Genomic DNA, 24,289 nt, shown 5'->3' with positions numbered 1-24,289 from the left:
ATTTTCTTCAGAACCAAATGGGCTTCCGCCATTATATATGCCAATACTATACAATTTCTCAACAACGCCAAATAAGCCTTGGACATATCGTCCAAAGCCTATGTTTATTTCGTAAAAATCAATAGTATTTCACCGGGGAATAACGCGAGGCGTCTTTAATCATGTTGACCCCTGTCTCACTGCTCTTCCAGCCCGCATCGACAGTTGTATCAATGGTTACCCATTGTCCGTTCAAATAAACTTCATTCCAAGCGTGGTAAACATCAACGTATTCCGAAGTTCCCATAACAAGCTTGGCCGGAATTCCGATACTCCGCAACATGGAAGCGAACAAGGAGGCATAGTCGTAACACATCCCTTTCCGCCCTGCCAACGTGCGGTTGCTATCGGGAAGGTAGTCCGTCAATTCGCTGGCTGCCAGAGTATGATCGTACCGGATCGTCCCGACAATATATTCATAAATAGCGTGCACTTTCTTCTCGTCGGACGGAGCGGATTGGGCAAGCTTCTTCGCAAGCTGGGCTGCCTGATCCCTATCGCTCCAATCGACATTTTGCACAGAGTTCAAAAACACTTTGCTGTCATCCGCAAGTTGAAGTGTAACGGCCGCTTCCTGAACGATTTTGTATTTGGTACCGCTGACTTGTTCCAGAACGGTAACCTTATATTCACCATTGCCCATCTGGAGCGGAAATACTTCCTGCCGCTTATCCGGCGAAAGGACATAGGTATATTTGTCATTACCTTTTGCGATCATGAGCTTCGTTTTGGCCCCGGCTTCCGCATCATAACGAATGACGACGGCGCCACGGTCCAACTGCTCCAAACCCAACCAATCTTCGGACGGGGCAGCTTGTACATCCGGAGCCCACATCAATAACGCAAAAAGCCCTACAATAGCGAACACAATGTTGCGCATACTGCAAACTCCCTTCGGCGGCCAGGCTGCCATTGACGTTTCGTCAAGAAGGCCCTGTGGCTTTGCGTCCCTGTCTTTCGACAAGTTTGCTATTTTCGTAATAGAGTTTCACAGATACTGATACATCTTCTCCAAAAAAACAAAAAAGCATCTTCGTTCGGTAGCTGGCTGCCATTGACGTTCGTCAAGAAGGCCCTGTAGCTTTGCGTCCTTATCTTTCGACAAGTTTGCCGTTATCGTGATCAGCTTTTGTGAATCTATCATATCAAATATATGGAATACCATCAAGAGAAAATTTGGAATTTTGTCGAACTATCATTCCTCCCCCGAACTCACTCGAACTCACCCGAAAAAATAGGACCCCACCAAAAAAATAGCACCTGTTCATCCGGTGATCACATTCGATAGAATAAAAATGTACTATAATGTTAGTATTTTCCTGACCGTGTATGGGATAGGAGAATCCACTATTGATTAAGGGAGGGTATTTATGAAGCAAAAAGTTTTCAGTTTGTTCCTGGCGCTAGTTATGATGGCCAGCGTCAGCCTGCTATCAACTTCGCCGGTTCAGGCCGCTGAAGGAGCGGGAACGGCCACTATCACCTCTATGGATTATTTTTCAGCGTCGGACGGACCTGTCATCACAAAATCAGGGGTTGGACAAGCCAGTTACGGATTTGTGATGCCTAAATTCAATGGAGGCTCCGCCACCTGGAATGATGTGATCCAAGACTTGGGCGTTAATGTGAAAGTGGGCGGCAGTTGGGTCGATATTGACAGTGCCGGCAGCTTTGTCTACAACCAAAACTGGGGCCACTGGAGCGACAGCGGCTTTAACGGTTATTGGTTCACTCTTTCCGCGACAACCGAAATTCAACTGTACTCCAAAGCGAATGGGGTTACGCTGGATTACACTCTTGTGTTTCAAAACATCAACAAAACCACCATTACGGCGATGACGCCTACACAAGGGCCGCAAATTACGGCGGATACTACGGGCGGCGCCGGCTTTACCTATCCGGTTTTCAACAATGATCCGGCAATCCCCTTTGCAGCTGTGGCCGATGATTTGAAAGTGTACGTAAAACCTGTAAACAGCAGTGCATGGATCGATATTGACAACAATGCGGCCAGCGGCTGGATCTACGATAAAAACTTCGGCCATTTCACCGATGGAGGCGGCGGCTACTGGTTTAACGTCACGGAGTCGATCAACGTCAAATTAGAATCGAAAACCTCTTTGGTTAACGTCATTTATACCATTATCTTTAATGAACCCGTAAGAAATTCTTATGTCATTACTCCCTACGACGGAACGACCTTCACGGCCAATGAAAGCGGTGCGATCGGTGTGCCGCTGCCTAAGATTGATGGAAACGCGCCGGTAGCCGATGAGCTTGGAAATTTCGTATACCAGATTAACATGGGTGGGCAATGGGTCAATTTAGGGGATTCCGGTCAGAGCGGATTTGTATACTCCGCCAACGGTTACAATAACATGTCCGCCGCCAATCAGTGGGGGTATTGGGTCGACCACATCTACGGGCTATGGTTCCAGCCCATCCAGGAAGATCTGCAGATCCGCATCGGCTATCCATTAAACGGGCAGGCGGGCGGAAATGTCGGTGATAATTTCGTCTACTACACCTTTATCGGAAACCCGAACGCTCCCCGTCCGGATGTAACCGATGGCGAGGATATTTCTGTCGGAACGCCAAGCAACCCGGCCATTGAGGGCATGGAGCTCATCTGGCAGGATGAATTTAGCGAAAATAAGCTGGATACGAGCAAATGGAACTATGAACTGGGTTACTATCTCAATGACGATCCCGGTACCTGGGGTTGGGGCAATGCGGAACTGCAGCACTATACAAACAGTACGCAAAATGTATTTATCCAGGACGGAAAGTTAAACATCCGGGCCTTAAACGAGCCCAAATCCTTCCCGCAGGATCCTAGCCGGTATGCACAATACTCCTCCGGGAAAATCAATACCAAAGATCATTTTTCGCTCAAATACGGCAGAGTGGATTTTCGCGCCAAGCTGCCTGCAGGAAATGGCATCTGGCCGGCCTTCTGGATGCTTCCGCAAGATAATGTCTACGGTTCGTGGGCCGCATCCGGCGAAATTGATGTGATGGAAGCGAGAGGACGGTTGCCCGGCACGTCCAGCGGCGCTATCCACTTTGGCGGACAATGGCCGGCGAATACCCATGTCTCCGGCGAATATCATTTCCCGGAAGGGCAAACCATCGCCAATGATTTTCACGTATATTCCGTAGTCTGGGAAGAGGACAACATTAAATGGTATGTCGACGGCAAGTTCTTCTTTAAAGCTAACAGGGATCAATGGTATTCCGCAGCTGCGCCGAACAATCCGAACGCCCCTTTCGACCAGCCGTTCTACCTGATTATGAATCTGGCGATCGGCGGGAACTTTGACGGCGGTGTGACTCCGAATCCCGGCGATATCCCGGCAACGTTGCAAGTAGATTATGTGCGTGTTTACAAAGACAACGGCGGCGGCCAGCAGAATCCTGAAGAACCGGCGCCCCCTTCCACGATCGTCATCGGCGATGAGGTGAAGGGCCTGAAGAAAACAGGCGATGACTTATTGTTCTATGTAAACGGCGCAACCTTCGCCGACTTGCACTACAAGGTCAATAACGGCGTACAGCTGAACGTGGCCATGACCGGGGCGGGGAACGGCAACTATACCTATGCGGTCAATAATCTGAAACAGGGGGATACCGTCGAGTACTTCTTTACCTATAACCCCGGGCAGGGAGCGCTGGATACCCCTTGGCAAACTTATGTCCATGGGGTAACGCAAGGAACTCCGGAGTAAACCGGGTAATAGTAGAATATTGCCTTACGCAGATGAGAGGGAAGATATATGACTTCCCTCTCGTTTTTCCTGTTGTTATGATGAGGTCGATCTTTCCTTCCACTTCTCTTTCAAAGCTTTCAAGTCCCCTACGAAGAACTTTAGCAAATTGGGCCTCCTTCTTACGGCAAGCGGGTGATAGGTAAAGCCGATAGGCAAGCCTTGGAAATCGTGCCAGCTCCCCCGCAATTCCTTGACACTGGCGTTCTCCTTCTGCGGGAATAAGGCTTGCGCCACGACATTCCCGAAGCCGAACAACACCGACGGCTGCTTCTGAAGCAGCTGCAACTGCAGATGAGGAAAACATGCCGCTCTGGCCTCGGGCTTATTGTAAGCGCGCAGCGGCCGGCATTTCAGTAAATAAGTGACATAAACCGAACTCATATCGATCCCCGCTTCCCTCATGCCGAGTTGGAAGGTCTCCCGGGTACCGCACAAAAACGGATTTCCTTCCCGGTCCTCCCGGGCTCCCGGATTATCCAGGATCATCATCAGCGGGGCTTGCGGATTTCCTTCCCCCCAGACGACGCGATTCCGCTGCTTGGACAGTTCGCAGCATACACAATGCTGAATACCTGCTGGCGCTTGTTCTTCAGGCAGAATTACAAAGGGATGATCCATTTCCGTGTCATGCGGCTCCTTTCTTCTTTTCCTTAGCACACAATGACTCCATTATGCCCATCCCAGACGAAAACTTGCTCTTATTGCCAGTTAACCGCGGCAGAAACTCCAGCGCAACACATAAGGACAAAAAATGTCGTTAATCCAGCGGTTTCGTTTGTTTGAGAGAAATAGCGGCAATTTATGCCGCTATTCCCCCTCGTCGCAAGAAAGTGCCTACGTTCTGGGCCTTTCATAGGAATATAAGTACAAAAAATGCCGCTAATGGGGATGAACAGACCTGGATTCGGACAATAAGCACATAAAGTGCCTCTATTTTGAAGACAACAAATGCCCTTTATTCCGAAGGACGCCCCTTGGTTTGCTCCAACGAAGCTTCCAGCCGGTCCAAGTTTTGTTCATTGCCCTCGGCGCAGTAGCTCTTGGCTTCTTCGAACTCCTCCGTTTTCATAAATAGCTGGCGAAAAACGACCTTTGTTCCGCCGTCAAGGTCCTCGAAAGCAGCCGTTACCAGAAATTCATGGCCGGACAAATGTCTGAGTACGATTCGTTCCAAAACCACGATTTCCTCAAAAACGCAATGGTTGGGATAGTCCACGCCATCCGGCCCGTGCATGACATAACGCCACGCTCCGCCCGGGCGTAAATCGAATTCATGGAACGTATTGGTGAAACCGTTCGGTCCCCACCAACGTGCCAATTGATCGGGGTTCGTCCACGCTTCAAAAACCCGCTCACTTGGCAAATGGAATTGGCGTGAGGAGATAATTTCATTATCACCAATGATAGCGGTCATGGTTATACCTCCTGTTCGAGCGTGTTGCCAAGGGTATCAAGCATCTCACTTGTGCCCTGCTCACGCACTTCCGGCGTATCGTGTCCATCGAAAAAGGCCCCTTGCTCGGTGAAGACCAGCTTCGTCCCGCCCTCGATCGGGATAAGCTCGACCGTGGTGAGCGAAACGGAGATTCGCTCGTCGCCCGAATCCAAAGTGTAGCTATAGACGATGCGCTGCTCCGGTACAATCTCCTGGTAGCAAGCATCAAAGGTAAAGACGGGCCCCTCCGGCGGACCTCCGCTGCTGTATTCGCGTCCTCCGACGCGGAATTCGAAAATATCGGCTTTTGAAAACCACTTTGCTTTGGCGGCCGGATCGGCCCAGGCCCGGTAGACCCTCGCAGGCGGTGCGGCATAAGTCCGCTCCACGACGAAGGTGGCGTGCTTGACAAATCGTTCGGTCACGGTCAGTCCTCCTTAGATTTCGATTGTTCCTCTGTTTCGGCAAGAAAATCGCCCAGTAAATCCAGACGGCGCTCCCAGCTTGCCCGGCGCTCGACGACCAGCTTCTCATGGCTCTTTTTCATCGCTCGCAAGAGTTCCGTGAAGTCTTCAACCGCTAAGGGCGCCTTCCCCTGCATCGCTTTGGATACATGCTGAAGCTGGTCAAGGAGCGTTTGCTGCTGTTTGATTTGCTCCTTGATTCGCGCCATTTGCAGGTTGACGATTTCCAGCGGGCTGATCTGTCCGCCGTTTAAGACGGACCTGACCTCCTCCAGAGACAAGCCCAATTCCTTAAGCGATAAAATCTGCTGCAGGCGCGACAGATCGGATTCATTGTACAGCCTGTGACCGGACTCCGTCTGGCCGGATGGTGAGAACAAGCCGATTTGATCGTAATATCGCAAAGTTCGCACGGTGAGTCCCGCCAGTTTGGCAAGATCCCCGACCTTCCAATGTCGTTTCATAGGAACCCCTTCGTTAGCGCTAACTTGTTTACCGGTAGCTTAAGTATAAAAGATAACGTTGCGTAAGGTTCAACCAAAATATTTATTTGGGAAAAAGACCTTTTATATTTTAGGTTGACGACCACATTAATAAAGAAAGAGAGATAAAAATAGAAAAAGTTGAATGCCCTCAGCCGCAAACGGATGAAGTGCTCGTTCGCATCGTGTATGCTGCAGTCATTCCACTTGACTACATCCCGGGATTCTATGCTTCCGGAGTTGTCGAGGAGGTGGGGCAAGATGTAACGGAGTTTAAGCCAGGGGATCGCAGATTTTTGGTAGTGTCAAAGGGGCCTATGCAGAATATGGCATTGCGAAAGCCCAAGAATTAGTCAAGATGCCAGGTAATCTTACCTTTGAAGATGCGGCAACGACTAAGGCAGGAGCTGAAACGGCCTGGAAGGCGCTGTTCACCGAAGGCGAACTCCAGCCTGGCAAACCGTGCTAATTCATGCGGCGGCAGGCGGTGTTGGTCGATTTCGTGGGAGGCGATACCGAGAATCGTTCCTGGGCCGCTCTCAAGAAAGGGGGGATTCTCGTCACTTTGGCTCAGGATTCATCCCAAGAAAACGCGCAAAAGCATGGCATTACAGCTAAATTCAACACCAAATTCCCAACCTACGCGAATCTGCAGACCATAGCGGAATTAATTGCCGATGGTACGATTAAAGCAAAGATCGATTCCATATTCCCGCTAAACCAAGCTGACAAAGCACTGGAGAAAAGCAAAGCAAGACATGGACGCGGAAGAATTTTGCTGGACATAAACTCAGGTTTAATTTGAAATACGCTCTTACAAATTTTTCATTGACAACCCGGCAAGGGGACTGTATATTGACTTTGATAATCATTATCAATTAAAAGCGCTATTTAAAAATACAGTTCTTGATAGGAAAGGGTATGCCGTATGCCAATGAATGCAAAACGAAATGCCTCATTAGGCACATTACTTGTTTCGATTGTGCTTATATTCTCGCTAGTTGGTTGCTCAAGCCAGCAATCAAGTTCAACATCCGCACCAACTTCGGCCGAAACGTCTAAAACTGAAGCGCCCGCTTCGCCAGATACGAATTCCGCATATCCGATCGTGATCAAACACGCTTTCGGTGAAACTGTCATTGAAAGCAAGCCTGAACGGGTAGTTACCGTTCAATGGGCGAATCATGATGTTGCTCTCGCTCTCGGAGTTGTTCCCGTAGGCTTCTCGGCGGCGAACTTCGGCGTTCAGGATGGCAGCGGGCTTTTGCCTTGGACAGCGGAAAAACTCAAAGAACTTGGCGCAAGCGATCCTAACGTTTTTCAGGATACGGACGGCCTTGATTTTGAGGCGATTTCCGATGCGGACCCGGATGTCATTCTTGCCGCTTACTCCGGGATAACTCAGGAGGACTACGATCTTCTTAGTCAAATCGCTCCGGTTGTGGCCTATCCGACCGCTCCTTGGTCCACCACATGGCGAGAGCAAGTCCTGCTGAATGCAGAAGGCATGGGCATGAAAGCGGAAGGGGAACAACTCATCAAGGTCACCGAGGATATGGTTAACGAAAAGCTAAGTCAATATCCGCAGATGAAAGGCAAGAAAGTGGTTTGGGTTAACTTCTCGGCTGAAGATTTGTCGCAACTGCATATCTATACTCCTGTAGACTCTCGCGTCGCTTTCTTGTATGAGCTGGGAATGGTTTATCCTGAAAGTGTTACGAACCAGATTACGGACCCTACTAGCTTCTCCTTGAATTTAAGCGCCGAGAATGTCGAGGCCCTTTACGATGCCGATCTCATCGTTGGATATGGGAATGACGAATTGTTGAAGACGCTCCAAGCCGATTCACTACTAGGTAAAATTCCTGCGATCCAAAGAGGTTCTGTCGCATTTATCGACAGCGATACACCTTTAGTAGCTGCCGGAACTCCTAACCCGCTTTCGATAGCTTATACCATTGATGAATATCTAGCATTAATAGGAGGAGCTATTGACAAGATAAATGAATAGTTCTTCGGTTTCAAAAGATAAACAGCAAAGCTTCCATATGCCGGAGCACTTTATGACGGTTCTGGTGATTTGTATTGTCTTGCTCGGCGCGTGCGTAGTTGCATCTCTGGTTTTAGGCTCTCGTATGGTTAGTTTTAATGAACTGATAAACGGTTTATTTCATCAAGATATCCAATCCTTCGGGGCTAACGTGGTTCGCAAAAGAATTTCCCGAACCGTGTTCAGTTTGTTTTGCGGTGCGGCGCTCGGAGTCTCTGGAGCGCTTATGCAATCGGTCACGCGCAACCCAATTGCGGACCCGAGTATACTGGGAGTGAACACAGGCGCGTCCTTGTTTGTGGTTTGCGGAATTGCATTTTTGAATATAAGCACCGCAAATCAATATATATGGCTAGCTTTAGCCGGAGCCGCGATCACTGCGGTGTTCGTATTTGGAATCGGCTCTATGGGGCGTGGCGGCGCCACGCCCATTAAGCTTGTTTTGGCCGGAGCCGCCACAAGCGCCGCGCTTTCTTCTCTGGTCACCGCCATCATGATTCCGCGCTCTTATGTCATGGATCAATTCCGGTTCTGGCAAGTGGGCAGCGTCGGCTCGGCAACCTGGAGCGCTATAGCCACATTCACCCCGTTTATGATCGTTGGCATACTGATCGCCGTAATGACTGCACCGGCGCTAAATGCGCTGGCATTGGGGGATGATGCCGCGACCGGACTCGGCGTTCGAACAGGACTACTGCGGTTTGTCGCGGCTTTTGCAGGTGTTGTTCTATGTGGGGCAACTACGGCCCTCGCAGGCCCGATCGGTTTTATCGGGCTATTGGCCACTCACGTCATCCGTCTCATGCTTGGGCCCGATCTGCGTTTGGTAATCCCCGTGTCAGCTATTGCGGGAGCCATCATTTTGACATTAGCGGATGTGTGCGGCAGGCTCATCGGCAGCCCGGGAGAACTTGAAGTCGGTGTGGTTACTGCGTTTATAGGAGCTCCAATCCTAATCATATTAGCGATGAGATCGAAAGTGCGTTCACTATGAAAAATGAATCTATTGAATTTATTATGGCGGGCCGGCGTCAAAGACGCCGCCGGTGGATACTGATCACCGGCTTCCTTGCAGTACTTGCATGCGTGCTTTGCTGCGCTATGCTGTTACTGGGAAACACCATTTATCCGGTTCAAGATGTCATCCGGGCGCTTTCGGGCGAGCAGCTTAAAGGCGTGTCTTTTGCGGTGAATACGATACGTCTACCGAGAATGCTGGCAGGTCTTTTCGCCGGATTTGCTTTTGGTGCAGCCGGCTGCATCTTCCAGACTATGCTGCGCAACCCCCTTGCGAACCCGAATGTCATCGGGATTACCTCCGGCTCAAGCGCGGCGGCTGTTTTTTGCATCACCTTACTTCATTCAAACCGGGCGGTTGTTTCCGTTGCTTCGGTGATTGCCGGTCTTGTTACGGTTATCATCATTTATTTATTGTCCAGGGGGAAGTCATTTTCGGTCGGGCGCTTGATCCTCGTCGGAATCGGCATACAGGCCATGCTTGACGCCCTGATTTCCTACCTGCTGCTGGTTGGCGCTCAACAAGATATTCCCGCAGCGATCAGATGGCTTAGCGGCAGTCTGAATGGCTCGCAAATGCACGAACTTCCGCCTCTTGTCCTAACGGTATTGATCTTTACGCCTATCGCTATCGTCCTGGGAAAACATCTAAGTCTATTGGAACTTGGAGAACAATCGGCCACTTCGCTTGGAGTGAACACGGACAAGACAAGAATAGCGCTTATTTTGAGTTCTGTGTGCATGATTGCTCTGGCTACCGCTACCACCGGGCCAATCGCTTTTGTCTCCTTCCTTTCGGGGCCGATCGCGAAAAGACTGGCCGGAGCCGGCTTCTCGAACATAATCCCGGCTGGTCTTGTTGGCGTAAATTTGGTGTTGGCGGCAGATTTAATCGGACAATTTGCTTTCGAGTACAGATTCCCTGTGGGCATCATGACCGGAATACTCGGAGCGCCGTATCTGATCTTCCTGCTCATCCGAATGAATCGAAAGGGCGAGTTATAATGAAACCAACGCATCTATTTCAAGCCGAACAGCTCGTGGCCGGCTATGATCATAAAACGATTATCCAAGGTGTAGACCTTGTTATCCCCAGTCATAAAATAAGCGTTATTATTGGAGCCAACGGCTGCGGAAAGTCCACGCTGCTGAAAACACTGGCAAGGCTGATAAAGCCTAAGTCCGGCAAAATCACGATTGACGGAAAACCCATCGGCAAAATGCCGCCAAAACAGCTGGCTCGCGTGGTCGGGCTGCTGCCGCAATCCCCTATTGTTCCGGAAGGCATTTCGGTAGCGGATTTGGTTGGACGGGGAAGGTTTCCGCACCAATCGTTGTTCGGCGGATGGACTAAAAAAGATTATGAGGCCGTTGCCGAAGCGATGCGAATTATGGACATAACGGAGTTTGCGAATCACAATATTGACGAGCTTTCCGGCGGTCAACGGCAGCGCGTCTGGATTGCCATGGCTCTGGCGCAACAAACCGACATTTTATTTCTCGATGAACCGACAACCTTTTTGGATATCACCTATCAAGTCGAAATTCTTGACCTGCTCACGGACCTTAACCGAAAACACGGAACTACGATTGTCATGGTTCTTCACGATATCAACTTATCCGCACGTTACGCGGACCATATTTTTGCGCTTCAGCAAGGAAAGCTTGTGGCGGAGGGCGAGCCGTCTCAGGTGATTACAACCACATTGGTGAAAGACATTTACGGGCTCGATTGCACGGTGATACAAGATCCCATTTCCGGCTCTCCATTGGTAGTGCCCAAAGGGCGGTATCATGTATGAGTGATTGTAATCCAACCGCGCCTACTGCATTTTGTTTTCGATCCGCTGCATGAACTCTTCGGCGGCACTATAGCCGAGCTGCTTGAGATACCAATTGTTGGCCGCCGCCTCAATCAGACCGGCCACATCCCGTCCCGGCTGGAGCTGGACCTCGATATGCGGGATCTTGACGCCAAGATATTCCGTGAATTGAGGTTCCAGTTCCAGCTCGTTATTCAGAGAGTCTTCCCTCCATGGCGCTAATTCAATGTCGAGTACAATGCGTGTCTCGTCCTGAAAAGCCCTGCGCCCGTATTGGCGTACGACATTAATCAGGCCGATGCTGCGCAGCGCGAGGAATTCGCGTGTGGTTTCATTATGCGTTCCGAGCAAAGTCGTTGGCCCTAACTTCTTCAGCACCACAATATCGTCCGCAACGAACCGGTGGCCCCTTCTGATGAGCGTGTGGGCGGTTTCGCTTTTGCCGATCCCGGATTTGCCGCGGAGCAGGACGCCAATCCCCGATACATTCACGCATACCCCATGGATCGATATCTCCGGGGCAAGCGCTTTGACCAGATAGCTGTCCAGCTTGGCGATAAACTCCGTTGTCGTCTCCTCCGTCCTTAGCAGCGGAATCCCCTCCTGATCGCAGAACAGGGTCAGATACGGGATCTCCTGCTGTCCTGACGTCACAATGAAGCAGGGCGGATGATATTTGACGATGTTGCCGATATGCAGTTTGCGTTCCTCAATGGATAATGTCAATAGATAGTTAACTTCCTTACGGCCAAGCACTTGCACCCGTTCCATCGGAAAAAAATCAAAATACCCCACAAACTCCAGCCCGGGTCTGTGCGCCCGCGGACGGGTAATCACACGGTCCATACGGCCCGCCCCGGCAAGCACTTCCATATGAAACATATTCGCAAGACTTTGCACCGTGATCGTCTTCATGTTGTTCTCCCCAATGATTAATAATTCTTATGATGACACTGTTTATGATGATTTACCCGCTTTTCTTCTATTCGAATAATACAAAGCAAACAGCAGAATAAACCACAGCGGCGTCAATAATAAGGCCATGCGTGTCTCTTTGGCAACCAGCATAATTATAAGAATTATAGCAAACAACGTGAGAACTGCATAATTAACAAAGGGGGTAAACGGAGCTTTAAATTTCGATTTTGCCTGCAGCTCTGGCTGTGTCTTTTTATACTTGATGTGACAAACAAGAACCACACCCCAGACCCAAATAAAACAAATGGCGCTAATGGTGGTGACGACGCCAAACGCTTGCTCCGGAATAAGCTTGCTCAATAGAGCTCCCCCGGACAAGACAAGCGTGGAGATCAACAACCCGTTTCTGGGCACATGGTTTTTATTCAGCTTGGCAAAATGGGATGAAGCCTGTTTATTCTTGCTTAAATTATATAAAATTCGGCTTGTTGAAAACATCCCGCTATTACAAGCGGAAGCGGCTGAAGTTAATACGACAAAGTTAATAATTCCCGCGGCAATCGGAATCCCGACTAAACTAAACGTTTTAACAAAAGGGCTTTCTGACGGGCTTAGCTCCGTCCAGGGATTGATGCACAATAGGGCAATAATGGCGCCGACGTAGAAAAATAAAATTCTAAGCGGAATTTTATTAATCGCCGAAGGGATATTTTTTTCCGGGTTGGATGTTTCCGCGGCCGATACCCCCACCAACTCCACACCAACAAAGGCAAACACAACCATTTGGAAGGAAAGCAAGAACCCGGGAACTCCGTTTGGAAATATGCCGCCATGTCCCCAAATATTTTTGACCGTAACCATTCCCGCATCCGTTTTAAATCCAATCACCAGCAAGACGACCCCAATGGCAATTAAAGCGAGAATCGTCACTACCTTAATTAGGGCAAACCAAAACTCCAATTCGCCAAAATTTTTTACGGTTAACAGATTAAGTCCTAATAAAACAACTAAGCAGATAATTTCAGGCACCCATTGCGGGATATCAAACCAATATTGTACATACACCCCAACCGCGATCACATCGGCCATAGCCGTCATAATCCAGCAAAACCAATAGGTCCATCCGGTTACAAACGCGGCCCGCGGTCCAAGATAGTCTTCGGCAATGTCCGTAAAAGATTGATATCCGGCTTTGGACAACAGGAGTTCTCCCAGCGCCCTCATCACAAAAAATATGGCGATCCCCACGATGAAATAAGCAAAGATAATGGACGGACCCGCCAGTTGAATGGCTTTGCCCGATCCGAGAAACAATCCCGTACCAATGGTGCCGCCAATGGCAATCAGTTGAACATGCCGATTTTCTAAATCCCTCTTTAATTCTTGTTGTGCCAAACCAAACTCCTCCTTAACGTGAAAAGTTGAACAATGGATTAAACCCAATAAAAAAAGAGACTGGATGCGCTCCAATCTCCTGGTCATAAGAATAACTAAATAGACTTGTTATTAATTATTTTCGAAATAACAAATAGATATTCAGTACTCTTCTGTCCTTTTGCCTGAGATTGTGAACCCTTCGGCGCCGCGGAGTCCCGCGGTCTCTCCAGAAGCTGCTCCTGCTATAGTACGATCCATAGCCGTCATAGCTTGCCAACTATTTAATTTTTTTATTGTAACAACCCATTTAAATATTTTTCAATATTACTCGCAGTGAAAAAATTTGTCAACGAGATAATTCCCATTCGCCCAGGTTTGATTACGGCAGTGTTTCCCCGGGCTGTCTGTAACGGTAAACGTAACGGATAGGTTCATCCATTTAACCGGGCGGTCATTGAGAGCATATTTAACAAACAGTTACAATGCAATTGACTAGTCGAAATAGTAAAAACGGGAGGTTCTCAATGAATATTGAAATAGGCAAAAAAATCAAAGCACTCCGTTTACAAAAAGGAATGACTCAGGAAGAACTTGCGGCAAAACTGAATATGTCGTCCCAAGCCGTATCCAAGTGGGAAAACAATGTAACCATGCCCGATATCCAATTGCTTCCCAGGTTATCTGCGATTTTAGGGGTTACCATCGATGAACTGTTTGCATTAACCGATGATATCCACTTTGAACGGATTGAAAACATGATTGGACATGAACATTTTATATCAAAAGATGATTTCACCTATGCTGAACAATTTCTTAAGGAAAAACTTAATGATGACGCAAAAAAGCCCCGATGCCTCACATTGCTGGCCGAGCTGCACATTCATCGTTCACAGGAGCATCGTGAATTGGCTTCTCGTTACGCCAAGGATGTTTTAATATTAGCTCCAGATAACAAAAGAAATCACAACGCTTTACGGGATGCGGAGAATGGAGTTATTTTTGACTGGAACCTCTCCAACCATCGTAAACTCATAGAGTATTATATAGATTTTGTGACAAATCATCCGGATTACTGGCCGGCTTATGTATGGCTTATGAACTACTTGCTTGCAGATGGCAGATGCGCTGAAGCCAGGGGAATTCTGGAAAAATTAAACGAAACCCATCCAGGTTATTTATATCAATTATATGGGGGCCTGATATGCAAAGAAGAAGGCAACCTTTCTCAGGCATTCGTTCTCTGGGAGCAGATGACCGAACTGTATCCTCATGATTGGCAGGCATGGTCCTCCAGAGGAGACTGTATGGCGAAGCTATGCAGATACGATGAAGCCGTTAAGTATTATTCCAAAGGTTACGAACTGCAGCCCAATCCCAAATATACAGATTCATTGGAAGCAATTTCCTATATCTACAAAATTCAAGGGAAGTATGACAAAGCCATTGAAAAGCTCAAAGAAATCCTTGCACTTTTGAGCAGTGATTGGAAAGTGACGGAGGGGAAGACAGTCGATTTGTATAAAGAAGAAATAAAGCTTTTAAAAACATTGCTGAAATAATGAACGACAGAACAAGGTCCGATGTGAGATTTCTCCGAAAAAATACCGTTACAAATGATGCGCCCAGCTTAAGGGCCGCTTCGGCAAATACGAAAGGAACTGCTGCGGCAGTTCCTTTCGTAACTGTATTGGTTACGCAAAAGCCGGCCTTTTCTTATCTTACTCGGCGAGCAGTAACGTAATGGTCTTCCCAATAACCGGAGTTCAGCTTACTGAATCCAACCTTGTTAATAGGAGAGCTGTGAATGAAGCGGCCATTCCCCATATAGATACCGACATGGTTGATCTTACCGTCGTTGTTTGTATCAAAAAATACCAGATCGCCTTTTACCAGATTACGCTTGGCTACATAACGTCCCGTTTTGGCCTGTTCTCGGCTTGTACGCGGAAGATACACGCCTTCACGCTTAAATACCAGCTTTGTGAAGGAAGAACAGTCGGAATACTTATACCCGCTATTCCACGGTTCAGAGCCAAATCTGTATTTGAAATCCCCTAAATAATTGTCAGCCCGACTTGCGATTTCAGAACCGGTGGCCGCGAACGTCAATGTTCCGAACAGCATCGATCCGGCCAATAATGAAGCGGTTGTACTAACTAGCTTCTTGAACATCTGTATTCACTCCCCTTCTGTATTGCTGCATCCCCTTGTTGTATTCTGGCGGATTCTTCAGAACACCCAATGGATATATCCGAATTATTGCCTTGCCTGCAGGGCTAGTCCAAGTGAATGCGCTAACCCATGCTAACATATATGAATAGCAGGCTAAACCCCACATCATTTACCAAATCCCTGAATTTATGATCGCTAAAAACTCCGAACACCTTGTGACAACTGGCTGAATTGACGCTGAAAGCCGCGCAACACCGAAAGGTAAATTCCTTATATTACCTGGGGTTCCAGGTTACACACATTCCCTTCATATTGAAATTTTGGTATAAAATATTAGTTTGGCTAGTAAGCCCACGGTATTAATTGTGAATTATTCAACAAAAAAAACGCCCCCGAATTTATCGAATTGGCGTTTCTCTCTAATTGAAAATCGGCGAATGTTCCGTTAGGCATTACCTGCCTTAGACGGTTTGTTGCTGGGTGCAAACCACCCAATTAGGGCAATCGCCACCAAGACAGCGTAAAAAATAATCGTCCAGACCGTGCTATGGGGAAAATGAGGATCCAAAACCCCAATATCCTCATGGGCAAGGGTGATGACGGCGAGCTTTACTCCAACCCATGCAACGATCGCATAAGCCGTCGTCTCAAGCGCCGGACGTTGGGCTAAAAGTTTTACAAACCAAGTCGCCGCAAATTTAATTAAGATAAGGCCCGCAATTCCGCCGAGCAATACGACCATAAACTGGCCTGCGTCCATCCCCCCGAATTCGCCAAGCGGCGAGTCCGGCAGCCCTAGCGCAAGCGCCACCGCAGCCAGGATGGAATCGATCGCAAAGGCAAGGTCTGCCAGCGCAATTTTTCCTACTGTAGGCCAAAAACTTTTCCCTGCCGACTCTTGTTTCGTGTCCTTGTGCACATCCTCATTCTTCTTGCCGAACCGCGCTTGGATGATGTGCTTCAAGCCCAAGTATAGGAGATACGCCGCACCAATCGCCTGCACCTGCCAGACGTTAGCAATAAAGGAAATCGCAAATAACGCGGCAAAACGAAAGACAAAGGCCATCATGATTCCATAATTAATCGCTCGTTTCTTCTGTTCGTCCGGCAAATGTTTCGCGATAACCGCAAGAACGAGCGCATTGTCGGCCGATAACAATCCTTCCAAACCGATAAGAATGAGTAGTGCCCAGGCATACTCCAACCACATTTGCTCCATCTCCCTTTGTAAAGTAAGTTGTATCAACCCGACAATGCCGCACGTAAATAATATTGACTTGTACAGCAATGGGTATACGAGATGTTATACGAAATACCCCCCCGATAGAGTTCCATTTTTTTACGATGAGAATAACATCGCTACTTCCTCCTGAAACACCTCTCGATCTTTTCCGTCCATCCATGTTCGTAAATGCCGGGCCAACAGGGGATAACAGGCCCTTTATAACCAATCTGACATTAAAATAAGAAGACAAAAACATAAAAGGAGCTGCCAAGCAGCTCCTTAGTTATTGAATCATATATTCCCCCAGTTTGCGGTATTGCGGCTAAACCGGTTCACGGCGCTAAACAGGGCTTTCACGGAGGAGGTCATAATATCAACGTCAACGCCGCAACCCCAATATACGCTGCCGTCGGATGCCGTGATGCCGATATAAGAGACGGCTTGCGATTTAGAGCCGGTTTCCAGTGCGTGCTCCGTATAGACCAGATCGCTGTATGCCAACCCCAGATAGGATTGCAGCGCATTGCTGATCGCATCGAGTCTGCCGTTTCCGGTGCCTTCGATTTCCTTGACTTCATCGCCGGTCCGGATCGTGACGATGGTTTGAAAATCTTCATTGTCCGTAATGCGGTATTTGATAAACTCGACAGGCGTTTTAATGTTCACATATTCCTTCAAGAAAATATCGTAGATTTCCTCGGGCAGCAGTTCTTTTTGCTGCTGATCCGATACGTTTTTAACGAAATATCCGAAGTTTTCGCGCATTTTTGCCGGAAGATCGAGTCCGTACTTCAACTGCAGCACGTATCCGATCCCGCCTTTGCCGGACTGGCTGTTGATGCGGATAATATCGCCTTCGTACTCCCTGCCGATGTCCTTGGGATCAATCAGCAGATAAGGGACCGACCAATGCCGGGGTTCTTGTTCCTCGCGCCATTTCATGCCTTTGGCAATCGCATCCTGATGCGAGCCGGAGAAAGCGGTGAATACCAGCTCGCCTCCGTAAGGATGTCTTTCGCTGACTTTCATTTTGGTCAGCCGTTCATAAACGGAGGCGATGGCAGGGATGTTCTCAAAATTCAGCCTCGGGTCCACCCCGTGGGAATACATGTTGAGAGCCAGCGTCACAATGTCTACGTTTCCCGTTCTTTCCCCGTTGCCGAACAAAGTGCCTTCGACGCGCTGGGCGCCGGCCAGCATCCCCAGCTCCGCGTCCGCTACCCCCGTTCCCCTGTCGTTATGAGGATGCACCGACAAAATCACATGCTCCCGGAAGTTCAGGTGATTGCTCATATACTCGATCTGGCTGGCGTAAACGTGAGGCATCGACATGGACACCGTTGCCGGCAGGTTGATGATGACCGGGTTCTCCGCAGTCGGCCGCCATACACCCAGCACGCTGTTGCAGATGTCCAGGGCAAAATCAATCTCTGTACCCGTAAAGCTTTCCGGCGAATACTGGAACTGAAAATTCCCCTCCGTTTCCTCCGCGCACTGCTTGAGCAGCTTGGCGCCGCTTAAAGCGATGTCGATAATTTCTTGTTTGGATTTGCGGAATACCTGTTCCCGCTGCGCCACGGAGGTCGAGTTGTACAAATGGACTACGGCTTTTTTCGCGCCTTTCAGCGATTCGAACGTTTTGCGGATGATGTGCTCTCTCGACTGGGTCAACACTTGGATCGTAACGTCGTCCGGGATCAAATTCTGCTCGATCAATGTGCGCAGGAAGGTAAACTCCGTTTCGGACGCTGCGGGAAATCCAACCTCGATCTCCTTGAACCCGATCTTCACAAGCATTTTGAAGTACTCCAGCTTTTCCTCCAAATTCATCGGAACGATTAAGGCCTGATTCCCGTCGCGAAGATCGACGCTGCACCAAATCGGCGCCTCTGTAATGTATTCCTTCTTGGTCCAATTCAAGCTCGTCTCCGGCGGCATAAAATATCCTCTGGCGTATTTTTCAACATTTTTCATGGCGATCCTTCCCTTCATCAATTTTCCGTACTTATCTAACAAAGATCGGATGCGAAAAAAAGCCTTCCATCTCCATTAACAGAGACGAAAGACTTTGACATCTTACGCGGTACCACTCCGAATTCACGCCACCCTTTGGCATGCCCTCTACGGATACGGGTTTGCCAAAACGGACAAACCTGGCATCCTCCTGATGATAACGGTCAGGCTCCGGCTCCGCCTACTTAAAGAGGTTGTGCAAAAACCGTCTTTGGGGTTCAGCGGGCAACTCCAAGGCGAGTTCCGATTTCCCCCGCGGCTGTTTCACACCGCCCAACAGCTCTCTGTTCGCTCGGAAAACCGTACTATTCCTTCTCAACGTATTTCAAATATTAGAGATAATGTTATATCAGCAAAACGATGATGTCAATTATAATCTGATACCATTCCTGCCCGCGACTGTAGTTCGATACTCCCCTAGTCCCTTATTTGGACTCGATGCGCCCCAGCGGGTGGGCGCTCGCTTCCAGAGCCGCGCGGGCTGCCGGCCAGCTGGAATCGTCGAGATCGAGCGCGGTGAGGAGGTAAGCCCGCGTCAGCCGCTGGATTAGGGCGACTCGTTCGGGGTTCTCATCCGTTGTTTCCGTAACGTTGTATCCGGGAATTCCGCCAAGCGAGTGTTCGGCCCCGAAGAGGGTAAGCAAGCTCTTACTGCCCGGGCTTAGGAAATACGGGTCAGTGAACCAATCCGGCCCCCGAGTGGACAGATGGGACTGGTCATGGTCCCCTGCAACCACAAGGGCTGGCGTGCTCATATTCGCGAAGCTCGGACTCATGAAGGGAAAGTGCTCGGCCGCGAACGGAGTCAAATCAGCTCCACCCTTGCCGGTTGTGGCAAGCAATACGCCTGCCTTGATCCGTGAGTCGGACATGTCCTCTCCCGGTTCGCCGCGGGCGTCGAGGACTCGCGCGCCGAGCAACATGCTCGCCGTCTGGCCGCCCCAGGAGTGTCCGGCAACAGCGATGCGGCTTCGGTCAAGGCGCCCGCTGAGACCGGGAACGGAAGCTTCAATGAGATCAAACTGGTCGAGGATGCGTTTCATGTCCTCCACCCGGAACCGCCAGATCAGCGGTGTACGCGGATCGTCAGGAGGAAGGTTCAGCGTCCTCGAGTCGAGATGGGTGGGCTGAACGACCACGAAGCCGTGAGCAGCCCAGAAGTCGGCCAACGGGCTGTAGCCGTCCAACGACCAGCCATAACCGTGCGAGAAAACAATAATAGGCAATTCGCTTCCAATCGCAGGCGCAGACACTTGCACTTGCAAATTCTCACCGCGGCCCGGAGCGGATAGCACTACCGGTTTCACCGAGACGACTGGAGCGGGTGCACTAACTTTAATATCCATAATAAATGTTCCTTTCTTTACGGGAGATTGGCTAAACCGTTTATGGAGGAAGCGGTCAAGCGTGCTTTGCATTATTAATATTGGTTGATACGTCAACCCGGACTTACTGTATCATGTTGTGGTTGATGTGTCAACCATGATATTATGTTCTTATGGATAAAAACGAGCTGAATGAAGAGGAAATGCGAATATGGCATATGTGGAAAGGCACCTTTCAGAGCATCTTCGGCCGCGTTGTCAAAGAGATGTCCGAGCACACAGGACTATCGGAGGGTGATTACGGGGTATTGGACCGGTTAGCCCTTCTGGGGAACGGCAGCCTTCGCCAACAGGAATTGGCCGACTCGATGAACTGGGATAAGAGCCGATTGTCACACCATCTGACGCGGATGGAAAAACGCGGACTTGTGATGAGGAAATCATTAGATACGAATCGCGGTGTTCAAGTCATCATCACTTCCACCGGACAATCAGCGTTGGATGATGCCCGGCCCATAGTCGCAAAGGCAATCCGCAAACATTTCCTTGATCGATTAACAGATCAAGACATTGAATTGATTACTAAGCTGGCGCAAAGTACAAAAACAGGGCCTTCAGCGTCTTGTTAAACCCCTGCGCCTTGACCGCGTTTTTGATGTTGTTCATGAAGCAGATAAGATGATCGGTACTCATAAGAAAAACGTCTATCTACCGGTAGAGTAGACGCTGAATCAGAGCGAAAAGCTTCCTGACTTTGGGAGCGACTTCATGAATCAGTTTCAGCAGTTGTTCGTTATTTTATGGGAAGTAGGACGGTTTGATGGGATCAAATGCAAAAGTACATTTGAATTTCGGTAAATTTCTGCGTTTGAGCGGTTGAAGTGCAAAAATACATCTCATTTGCGGTGATTGGATAAAAAAGTAGCTTATGATCGGAAATGAACTGCATATTTGCAGTTGAACCCCCCGTTTCGAGGCGTTTCGACGAATATCGCATGCACTTTTGCATTTCATGGGATTTCCCCCTTCCTTTTTTCAAGCCCCGCATTCCAGCCTGTCAAAGCCATACTCTATCCGCTTTTAAGTTGGTTTTCGCCCTGGTCGCACCGAAAGTTGAGTTATAAATTCTATAATCTTAAAAATGAACCCTCCAGACGCGGAGGGTTCTTGCATTTTATCGATTTTGGAGAGCAACATTTCTTTAAACCCACTATTGACTTAAACTATGGTTTAAGTCGTATCATTTTCATGTCGACAATGAAATGCAAGAAATCGGAGGCCTCCAAATGAAATATTATTCCATCGGCGAAGCTTCAACCAAATTCAATATTCCGGAATCAACCTTGCGGTATTATGAAAAAAGGGGACTGCTGCCGCTAATCGAGCGTGATGAAGCGGGCCGGCGCTTATTTTCAGAACATCAAATGGCGCTCCTTGAAGCCGTCATTTGCTTAAAAAACACGCATATGCCAATAAACAGCATTAGAGAGTATATGGCATGGATCGTAGAAGGAGACACTACCCTCGAACGCCGGCTTGACATGATGAAGAAGCATAAGCAAAGAGTGCTGGATGAGATTGCATTGCTGACCCAGTACTTACCGGGAATTGATGAAAAGATTGAACGCTATATAAAAAAGATCGAGGAGGAACGTTCATGAAGCTTTCAGGAAATACAATACTGATTACAGGCGGAAGCACCGGAATAGGGTTGGCATTTGCTGAGCGATTTATGAAAGCCGGGAATACAGTCATTGTTTGCGGCCGGCGTGAAAGTGCACTTCAAGACGCGGAAGAAAAAGTTCCCGGTCTGATCACCCGTGTATGTGATTTGGATATGGAATCGGAACGTTTAGCGTTGTTTGATTGGGTAACCGCAAACTATCCGGAAGTGAACGTATTGGTGAATAATGCCGGCATTCAGTTGCGCTATAATGTGCTAAAGGCGGATGCGAGAGACCATTGGAATGATTTCAGGAAGGAAATCACAACGAATATCGAGGCTCCTTTCCATCTGTCCATGCTGTTCGCGTCTTTTTTTGCGGCAAAAGAAACGGCGGCGATCATTAACGTCACATCCGGGCTGGCTTTTACACCGTTCGCGATTGCCCCCATTTATTCAGCAAGCAAAGCGGCGCTTCATTCCTTCTCCATAAGCTTAAGACACCAGCTCTCCGATACGTCTGTGGAAGTTATTGAGATTGCCCCGCCAGCGGTGAATACGGATTTGGGAGGAGCAGGACTGCATACGCAAGGGGAACCGTTAGATGCCTTTGCGGATGGAATTTTCAACGATTTGGCGGAGGGTAAAACGGAGATCGGGTATGGTTCTTCTGTGGCCCGCTTGCGCATGTCCCGAGACGAAATAGACGTATACACAGAAAAACTGTATCAAGCTACGAAAAAGTTTATTGAATAACTACACCATTCCGCTACTTGCAACACGGTTCACCGTATGAGCATGAAGCTAAATCAAATGGCACCCATTTGGGGTGCCATTTTTAGCAGCGGTTAGAAGTTTAAAAATCCCTTTCTCTGCGAGCGGCTTCTATTCTTCCGCCTGCCGTTCCAGCAAATAAAACATGTAGTCGGTCGGGACGCCGGCATACCCTTGCTGTCTCAGCATCGCGGTCACATTGCCCCGGTGATACGTCCCGTGGTTGACCACATGCCGCAGGATGTCGGAGAAATGCGTATCAAGACGGCCGTACTTTGGATGCTCGATCGTCATCGCCTTGTCCGGGTCGGGCGTACGCCGCAGCAAATCGCGGAACTGTTCGGCGACTTCGGCGAACAGCCGCCGCATCTCTTCCACGGTTTTGCCCTGCGCTTCCTTCGTCCAGTCCGGGATCTTCGGAAAAATCTCCTCGTTTGGAACTTCCGCGAGTACGGACATATAAAGCTGTTCAAACAAGTACATGTGTCCGAGCGTTTGCGATACGGACGGGAACACGCTTGTCACTTCCGCATCGAACACTTCCTTCGGAAGCTGCTCCAGGTGGGCGAACAGCCGCTCGTTCGCCCAAACATGATATTCGTACAATTGATGTGAGTGCTCTCGCATGGACATGGATGGATTCACCTTTCCTTTATTCGTCGTCGTTTGGCCGCCGCAGCCTTGTCTCTATCGTATACCGGGTTCGCTGACAACTGCTGTCAGCGAAGTTCAACCGGGATCATCTTCGTAATGTTTGGCGATTTCGCAGGCCATTTCCCGGATCCGGCGCTTAAGTTCCAGCGGCTCCCGAATGCGAATGGCCGTGCCGAATGTGATCAGATACCTCGGAAGGTACTTGTCCATCGTCGGGACATCGAGCAAAAAACGCGCCTCCCGATCGGTCCGTTCCGTCAAATAGTGGCGCATATGCCAGTGGCCGCAAACCGCGTTCAGCGTATCGGGTTCTCCCTCAATGCGGATGACCGTCAGCGGTCCGTCCGCCTCCCGCTCCTGCTCGGACTGGTCGCGGAAATAGGCGGACGCGGAAAAGTGCTCCGGCTTTTCGAACCGCGCTTCGGTCGGCTCGAGCCGCGCGATGCGGTCCACGCGGAACGTCCGCACCGCCCGCGACCGATGGCAGAACGCGACAGCGTACCATTCGTTGCGGTCGTAAGCGAGCCCGTACGGATCGACTTCACGTTCATCAGCCCGCTCCGCTTGCGCTTTGCGATAGGCGATGCGGACCGTTCGCCCGTCCATCACCGCCTGCTCCAGGTCCCTGAGCAACGCAACGACGGAAGGCGGGCGCGCCGGAGAGATCACATCCAAGCCGCTCGTCTGACGGGACAGATCGTCGCGCTGCTCTTCGTGCAACCCGTTCTCCACCTTCGCAAGCGCGCTTTCCAGCTCCTCCGTGTACGGATAGCCGGCGCCTTGCGCAAATTTATACGCGTCCACAAGCGCCTTCAGCTCTATGGAGTTGAAGAACAACGGCGTCTCCTTGAAGCTTTCCAGTATGCGAATGCCGCCGTCATGGCCCGATTCCGCGACGACCGGCACGCCGCTGGCGCATAATGCGTCGATATACCGGTACACGGTGCGGACGCTGATCTCCAAACTGTCCGCGATCTGCGCGGCGGTGAGCTTCCTTCCGGAGCGCAGCATCCACAGCATGGACAGCATGTTATCCCATTTCGCCACCCTAGCCCTCCTCTTTTCCCCGTGAAAATGAAACTGATCAG

24 protein-coding genes, 3 riboswitches and 1 other annotated feature are annotated in these 24,289 nt (G+C 49.4%); of the genes, 11 read left to right on the top strand and 13 right to left on the bottom strand.

Translation table 11 applies throughout. The annotated features are described in order from the left end of the window. Window positions 1-118: 118 nt before the first annotated feature. Window positions 119-919, bottom strand: coding sequence for a transglutaminase-like domain-containing protein (locus tag DYE26_RS24095; protein WP_036618470.1), 801 nt, complete (start codon window positions 917-919; stop codon window positions 119-121). Between the two features lie 13 nt (window positions 920-932). Next, window positions 933-1,020, bottom strand: a riboswitch (cyclic di-GMP riboswitch). Window positions 1,021-1,075: 55 nt separating this feature from the next. After that, a riboswitch (cyclic di-GMP riboswitch) is annotated at window positions 1,076-1,161 on the bottom strand. A gap of 248 nt (window positions 1,162-1,409) precedes the next feature. On the opposite strand from DYE26_RS24095, the gene DYE26_RS24090 reads away from it, so the two are divergent. Continuing rightward, window positions 1,410-3,767: a glycoside hydrolase family 16 protein gene (locus DYE26_RS24090; protein WP_036618466.1), complete on the top strand. Its 2,358-nt coding sequence runs from the start codon at window positions 1,410-1,412 to the stop codon at window positions 3,765-3,767. A gap of 75 nt (window positions 3,768-3,842) precedes the next feature. On the opposite strand, the gene DYE26_RS24085 is transcribed toward DYE26_RS24090, so the two are convergent. From DYE26_RS24085 to DYE26_RS24070, 4 genes are all read right to left on the bottom strand, one after another. Beyond that, entirely contained in the window at window positions 3,843-4,427 is a 585-nt protein-coding gene (locus DYE26_RS24085; protein ID WP_036618459.1) for a uracil-DNA glycosylase, read from the bottom strand. Window positions 4,428-4,764: 337 nt separating this feature from the next. Further along, window positions 4,765-5,223 carry an SRPBCC family protein gene (locus DYE26_RS24080; protein ID WP_036618456.1) on the bottom strand — a complete coding sequence of 153 codons (459 nt, stop codon included), beginning with the start codon at window positions 5,221-5,223 and terminating at the stop codon, window positions 4,765-4,767. A gap of 2 nt (window positions 5,224-5,225) precedes the next feature. Next, the gene (locus DYE26_RS24075; RefSeq protein WP_036618453.1) at window positions 5,226-5,669 is read right to left on the bottom strand and encodes an SRPBCC family protein; all 444 of its coding nucleotides are present in this window, start codon (window positions 5,667-5,669) and stop codon (window positions 5,226-5,228) included. Between the two features lie 2 nt (window positions 5,670-5,671). Further along, on the bottom strand, window positions 5,672-6,172 hold the full coding sequence (locus DYE26_RS24070) for a MerR family transcriptional regulator (protein ID WP_036618451.1): 501 nt from the start codon (window positions 6,170-6,172) through the stop codon (window positions 5,672-5,674). Between the two features lie 188 nt (window positions 6,173-6,360). On the opposite strand from DYE26_RS24070, the gene DYE26_RS34940 reads away from it, so the two are divergent. The 6 genes from DYE26_RS34940 to DYE26_RS24045 all read left to right on the top strand — a co-directional run bounded on the left by DYE26_RS34940 (window position 6,361) and on the right by DYE26_RS24045 (window position 11,059). Further along, a complete protein-coding gene (locus DYE26_RS34940; RefSeq protein ID WP_371860978.1) occupies window positions 6,361-6,543 on the top strand; it encodes an alcohol dehydrogenase catalytic domain-containing protein in 183 nt (60 codons plus the stop codon). Between the two features lie 137 nt (window positions 6,544-6,680). Next, complete coding sequence (locus tag DYE26_RS24065; protein ID WP_164815218.1) at window positions 6,681-6,995, top strand: zinc-binding dehydrogenase; 315 nt, start codon at window positions 6,681-6,683, stop codon at window positions 6,993-6,995. Window positions 6,996-7,124: 129 nt separating this feature from the next. After that, window positions 7,125-8,201: an iron-siderophore ABC transporter substrate-binding protein gene (locus DYE26_RS24060; protein WP_082207995.1), complete on the top strand. Its 1,077-nt coding sequence runs from the start codon at window positions 7,125-7,127 to the stop codon at window positions 8,199-8,201. Then, on the top strand, window positions 8,194-9,234 hold the full coding sequence (locus DYE26_RS24055; RefSeq protein ID WP_036618443.1) for a FecCD family ABC transporter permease: 1,041 nt from the start codon (window positions 8,194-8,196) through the stop codon (window positions 9,232-9,234). Before DYE26_RS24060 ends, DYE26_RS24055 begins: the two co-directional genes overlap by 8 nt. Then, window positions 9,231-10,262: a FecCD family ABC transporter permease gene (locus tag DYE26_RS24050; RefSeq protein WP_036618440.1), complete on the top strand. Its 1,032-nt coding sequence runs from the start codon at window positions 9,231-9,233 to the stop codon at window positions 10,260-10,262. The genes DYE26_RS24055 and DYE26_RS24050 overlap by 4 nt, the downstream gene beginning before the upstream one ends. After that, the gene (locus tag DYE26_RS24045; RefSeq protein WP_036618437.1) at window positions 10,262-11,059 is read left to right on the top strand and encodes an ABC transporter ATP-binding protein; all 798 of its coding nucleotides are present in this window, start codon (window positions 10,262-10,264) and stop codon (window positions 11,057-11,059) included. The genes DYE26_RS24050 and DYE26_RS24045 overlap by 1 nt, the downstream gene beginning before the upstream one ends. A gap of 21 nt (window positions 11,060-11,080) precedes the next feature. On the opposite strand, the gene hprK is transcribed toward DYE26_RS24045, so the two are convergent. Both hprK and DYE26_RS24035 read right to left on the bottom strand, forming a co-directional pair. Further along, the gene (hprK, locus tag DYE26_RS24040; protein WP_036618434.1) at window positions 11,081-11,995 is read right to left on the bottom strand and encodes an HPr(Ser) kinase/phosphatase; all 915 of its coding nucleotides are present in this window, start codon (window positions 11,993-11,995) and stop codon (window positions 11,081-11,083) included. Window positions 11,996-12,037: 42 nt separating this feature from the next. Next, window positions 12,038-13,393 (bottom strand): amino acid permease, encoded by a 1,356-nt coding sequence (locus tag DYE26_RS24035; protein WP_036618431.1) that lies wholly within the window; start codon window positions 13,391-13,393, stop codon window positions 12,038-12,040. Between the two features lie 142 nt (window positions 13,394-13,535). Continuing rightward, window positions 13,536-13,615: riboswitch (glycine riboswitch) on the bottom strand. A 284-nt stretch (window positions 13,616-13,899) separates the two neighbouring features. Here DYE26_RS24035 and DYE26_RS24030 point away from each other — a divergent pair. Continuing rightward, window positions 13,900-14,934, top strand: a complete 1,035-nt coding sequence (locus DYE26_RS24030; protein ID WP_051985168.1) for a helix-turn-helix domain-containing protein — start codon at window positions 13,900-13,902, stop codon at window positions 14,932-14,934. A gap of 154 nt (window positions 14,935-15,088) precedes the next feature. On the opposite strand, the gene DYE26_RS24025 is transcribed toward DYE26_RS24030, so the two are convergent. The 4 genes from DYE26_RS24025 to DYE26_RS24010 form a co-directional block, all read right to left on the bottom strand. Beyond that, complete coding sequence (locus DYE26_RS24025; RefSeq protein WP_036618428.1) at window positions 15,089-15,547, bottom strand: C40 family peptidase; 459 nt, start codon at window positions 15,545-15,547, stop codon at window positions 15,089-15,091. Between the two features lie 445 nt (window positions 15,548-15,992). Then, window positions 15,993-16,766 carry a TerC family protein gene (locus DYE26_RS24020; protein WP_036627258.1) on the bottom strand — a complete coding sequence of 258 codons (774 nt, stop codon included), beginning with the start codon at window positions 16,764-16,766 and terminating at the stop codon, window positions 15,993-15,995. 297 nt (window positions 16,767-17,063) lie between these two features. Next, window positions 17,064-18,746: a 2-isopropylmalate synthase gene (gene leuA, locus DYE26_RS24015; protein ID WP_036618426.1), complete on the bottom strand. Its 1,683-nt coding sequence runs from the start codon at window positions 18,744-18,746 to the stop codon at window positions 17,064-17,066. A gap of 77 nt (window positions 18,747-18,823) precedes the next feature. Then, window positions 18,824-19,113 (bottom strand) — a binding site (T-box leader). A gap of 97 nt (window positions 19,114-19,210) precedes the next feature. Next, window positions 19,211-20,131 carry an alpha/beta hydrolase family protein gene (locus DYE26_RS24010; protein ID WP_036618424.1) on the bottom strand — a complete coding sequence of 307 codons (921 nt, stop codon included), beginning with the start codon at window positions 20,129-20,131 and terminating at the stop codon, window positions 19,211-19,213. 152 nt (window positions 20,132-20,283) lie between these two features. Here DYE26_RS24010 and DYE26_RS24005 point away from each other — a divergent pair, with 152 nt between their 5' ends. The 3 genes from DYE26_RS24005 (at window position 20,284) to DYE26_RS23990 (ending at window position 22,529) form a co-directional block, all read left to right on the top strand. Then, window positions 20,284-20,739, top strand: a complete 456-nt coding sequence (locus DYE26_RS24005; RefSeq protein WP_036618423.1) for a MarR family winged helix-turn-helix transcriptional regulator — start codon at window positions 20,284-20,286, stop codon at window positions 20,737-20,739. Between the two features lie 657 nt (window positions 20,740-21,396). Then, window positions 21,397-21,771 carry a MerR family transcriptional regulator gene (locus tag DYE26_RS23995; protein ID WP_036618420.1) on the top strand — a complete coding sequence of 125 codons (375 nt, stop codon included), beginning with the start codon at window positions 21,397-21,399 and terminating at the stop codon, window positions 21,769-21,771. Next, on the top strand, window positions 21,768-22,529 hold the full coding sequence (locus DYE26_RS23990) for an SDR family oxidoreductase (RefSeq protein ID WP_036618419.1): 762 nt from the start codon (window positions 21,768-21,770) through the stop codon (window positions 22,527-22,529). The genes DYE26_RS23995 and DYE26_RS23990 overlap by 4 nt, the downstream gene beginning before the upstream one ends. A 129-nt stretch (window positions 22,530-22,658) precedes the next feature. On the opposite strand, the gene DYE26_RS23985 is transcribed toward DYE26_RS23990, so the two are convergent. Further along, complete coding sequence (locus DYE26_RS23985; protein WP_240534073.1) at window positions 22,659-23,180, bottom strand: DinB family protein; 522 nt, start codon at window positions 23,178-23,180, stop codon at window positions 22,659-22,661. Between the two features lie 96 nt (window positions 23,181-23,276). After that, entirely contained in the window at window positions 23,277-24,248 is a 972-nt protein-coding gene (locus tag DYE26_RS23980) for a helix-turn-helix transcriptional regulator (protein WP_036618417.1), read from the bottom strand. Between the last annotated feature and the right edge of the window lie 41 nt (window positions 24,249-24,289).

Source organism: Paenibacillus macerans, from assembly GCF_900454495.1.
GTDB classification, from domain to species: Bacteria; Bacillota; Bacilli; order Paenibacillales; family Paenibacillaceae; genus Fontibacillus; species Fontibacillus macerans.
Note: the sequence above shows the minus strand (reverse complement) of the source record. Positions and strands in the feature narration are given on the sequence as shown.

Coding starts and splice junctions, on each gene's coding strand:
- DYE26_RS24095 (WP_036618470.1), bottom strand. CDS start 919: ATGCGCAACATTGTGTTCGCTATTGTAGGGCTTTTTGCGTTATTGATG.
- DYE26_RS24090 (WP_036618466.1), top strand. CDS start 1,410: ATGAAGCAAAAAGTTTTCAGTTTGTTCCTGGCGCTAGTTATGATGGCC.
- DYE26_RS24085 (WP_036618459.1), bottom strand. CDS start 4,427: ATGGATCATCCCTTTGTAATTCTGCCTGAAGAACAAGCGCCAGCAGGT.
- DYE26_RS24080 (WP_036618456.1), bottom strand. CDS start 5,223: ATGACCGCTATCATTGGTGATAATGAAATTATCTCCTCACGCCAATTC.
- DYE26_RS24070 (WP_036618451.1), bottom strand. CDS start 6,172: ATGAAACGACATTGGAAGGTCGGGGATCTTGCCAAACTGGCGGGACTC.
- DYE26_RS24060 (WP_082207995.1), top strand. CDS start 7,125: ATGAATGCAAAACGAAATGCCTCATTAGGCACATTACTTGTTTCGATT.
- DYE26_RS24055 (WP_036618443.1), top strand. CDS start 8,194: ATGAATAGTTCTTCGGTTTCAAAAGATAAACAGCAAAGCTTCCATATG.
- DYE26_RS24050 (WP_036618440.1), top strand. CDS start 9,231: ATGAAAAATGAATCTATTGAATTTATTATGGCGGGCCGGCGTCAAAGA.
- DYE26_RS24045 (WP_036618437.1), top strand. CDS start 10,262: ATGAAACCAACGCATCTATTTCAAGCCGAACAGCTCGTGGCCGGCTAT.
- hprK (WP_036618434.1), bottom strand. CDS start 11,995: ATGAAGACGATCACGGTGCAAAGTCTTGCGAATATGTTTCATATGGAA.
- DYE26_RS24030 (WP_051985168.1), top strand. CDS start 13,900: ATGAATATTGAAATAGGCAAAAAAATCAAAGCACTCCGTTTACAAAAA.
- DYE26_RS24025 (WP_036618428.1), bottom strand. CDS start 15,547: ATGTTCAAGAAGCTAGTTAGTACAACCGCTTCATTATTGGCCGGATCG.
- DYE26_RS24020 (WP_036627258.1), bottom strand. CDS start 16,766: ATGGAGCAAATGTGGTTGGAGTATGCCTGGGCACTACTCATTCTTATC.
- leuA (WP_036618426.1), bottom strand. CDS start 18,746: ATGAAAAATGTTGAAAAATACGCCAGAGGATATTTTATGCCGCCGGAG.
- DYE26_RS24010 (WP_036618424.1), bottom strand. CDS start 20,131: ATGGATATTAAAGTTAGTGCACCCGCTCCAGTCGTCTCGGTGAAACCG.
- DYE26_RS24005 (WP_036618423.1), top strand. CDS start 20,284: ATGGATAAAAACGAGCTGAATGAAGAGGAAATGCGAATATGGCATATG.
- DYE26_RS23995 (WP_036618420.1), top strand. CDS start 21,397: ATGAAATATTATTCCATCGGCGAAGCTTCAACCAAATTCAATATTCCG.
- DYE26_RS23990 (WP_036618419.1), top strand. CDS start 21,768: ATGAAGCTTTCAGGAAATACAATACTGATTACAGGCGGAAGCACCGGA.
- DYE26_RS23985 (WP_240534073.1), bottom strand. CDS start 23,180: ATGTCCATGCGAGAGCACTCACATCAATTGTACGAATATCATGTTTGG.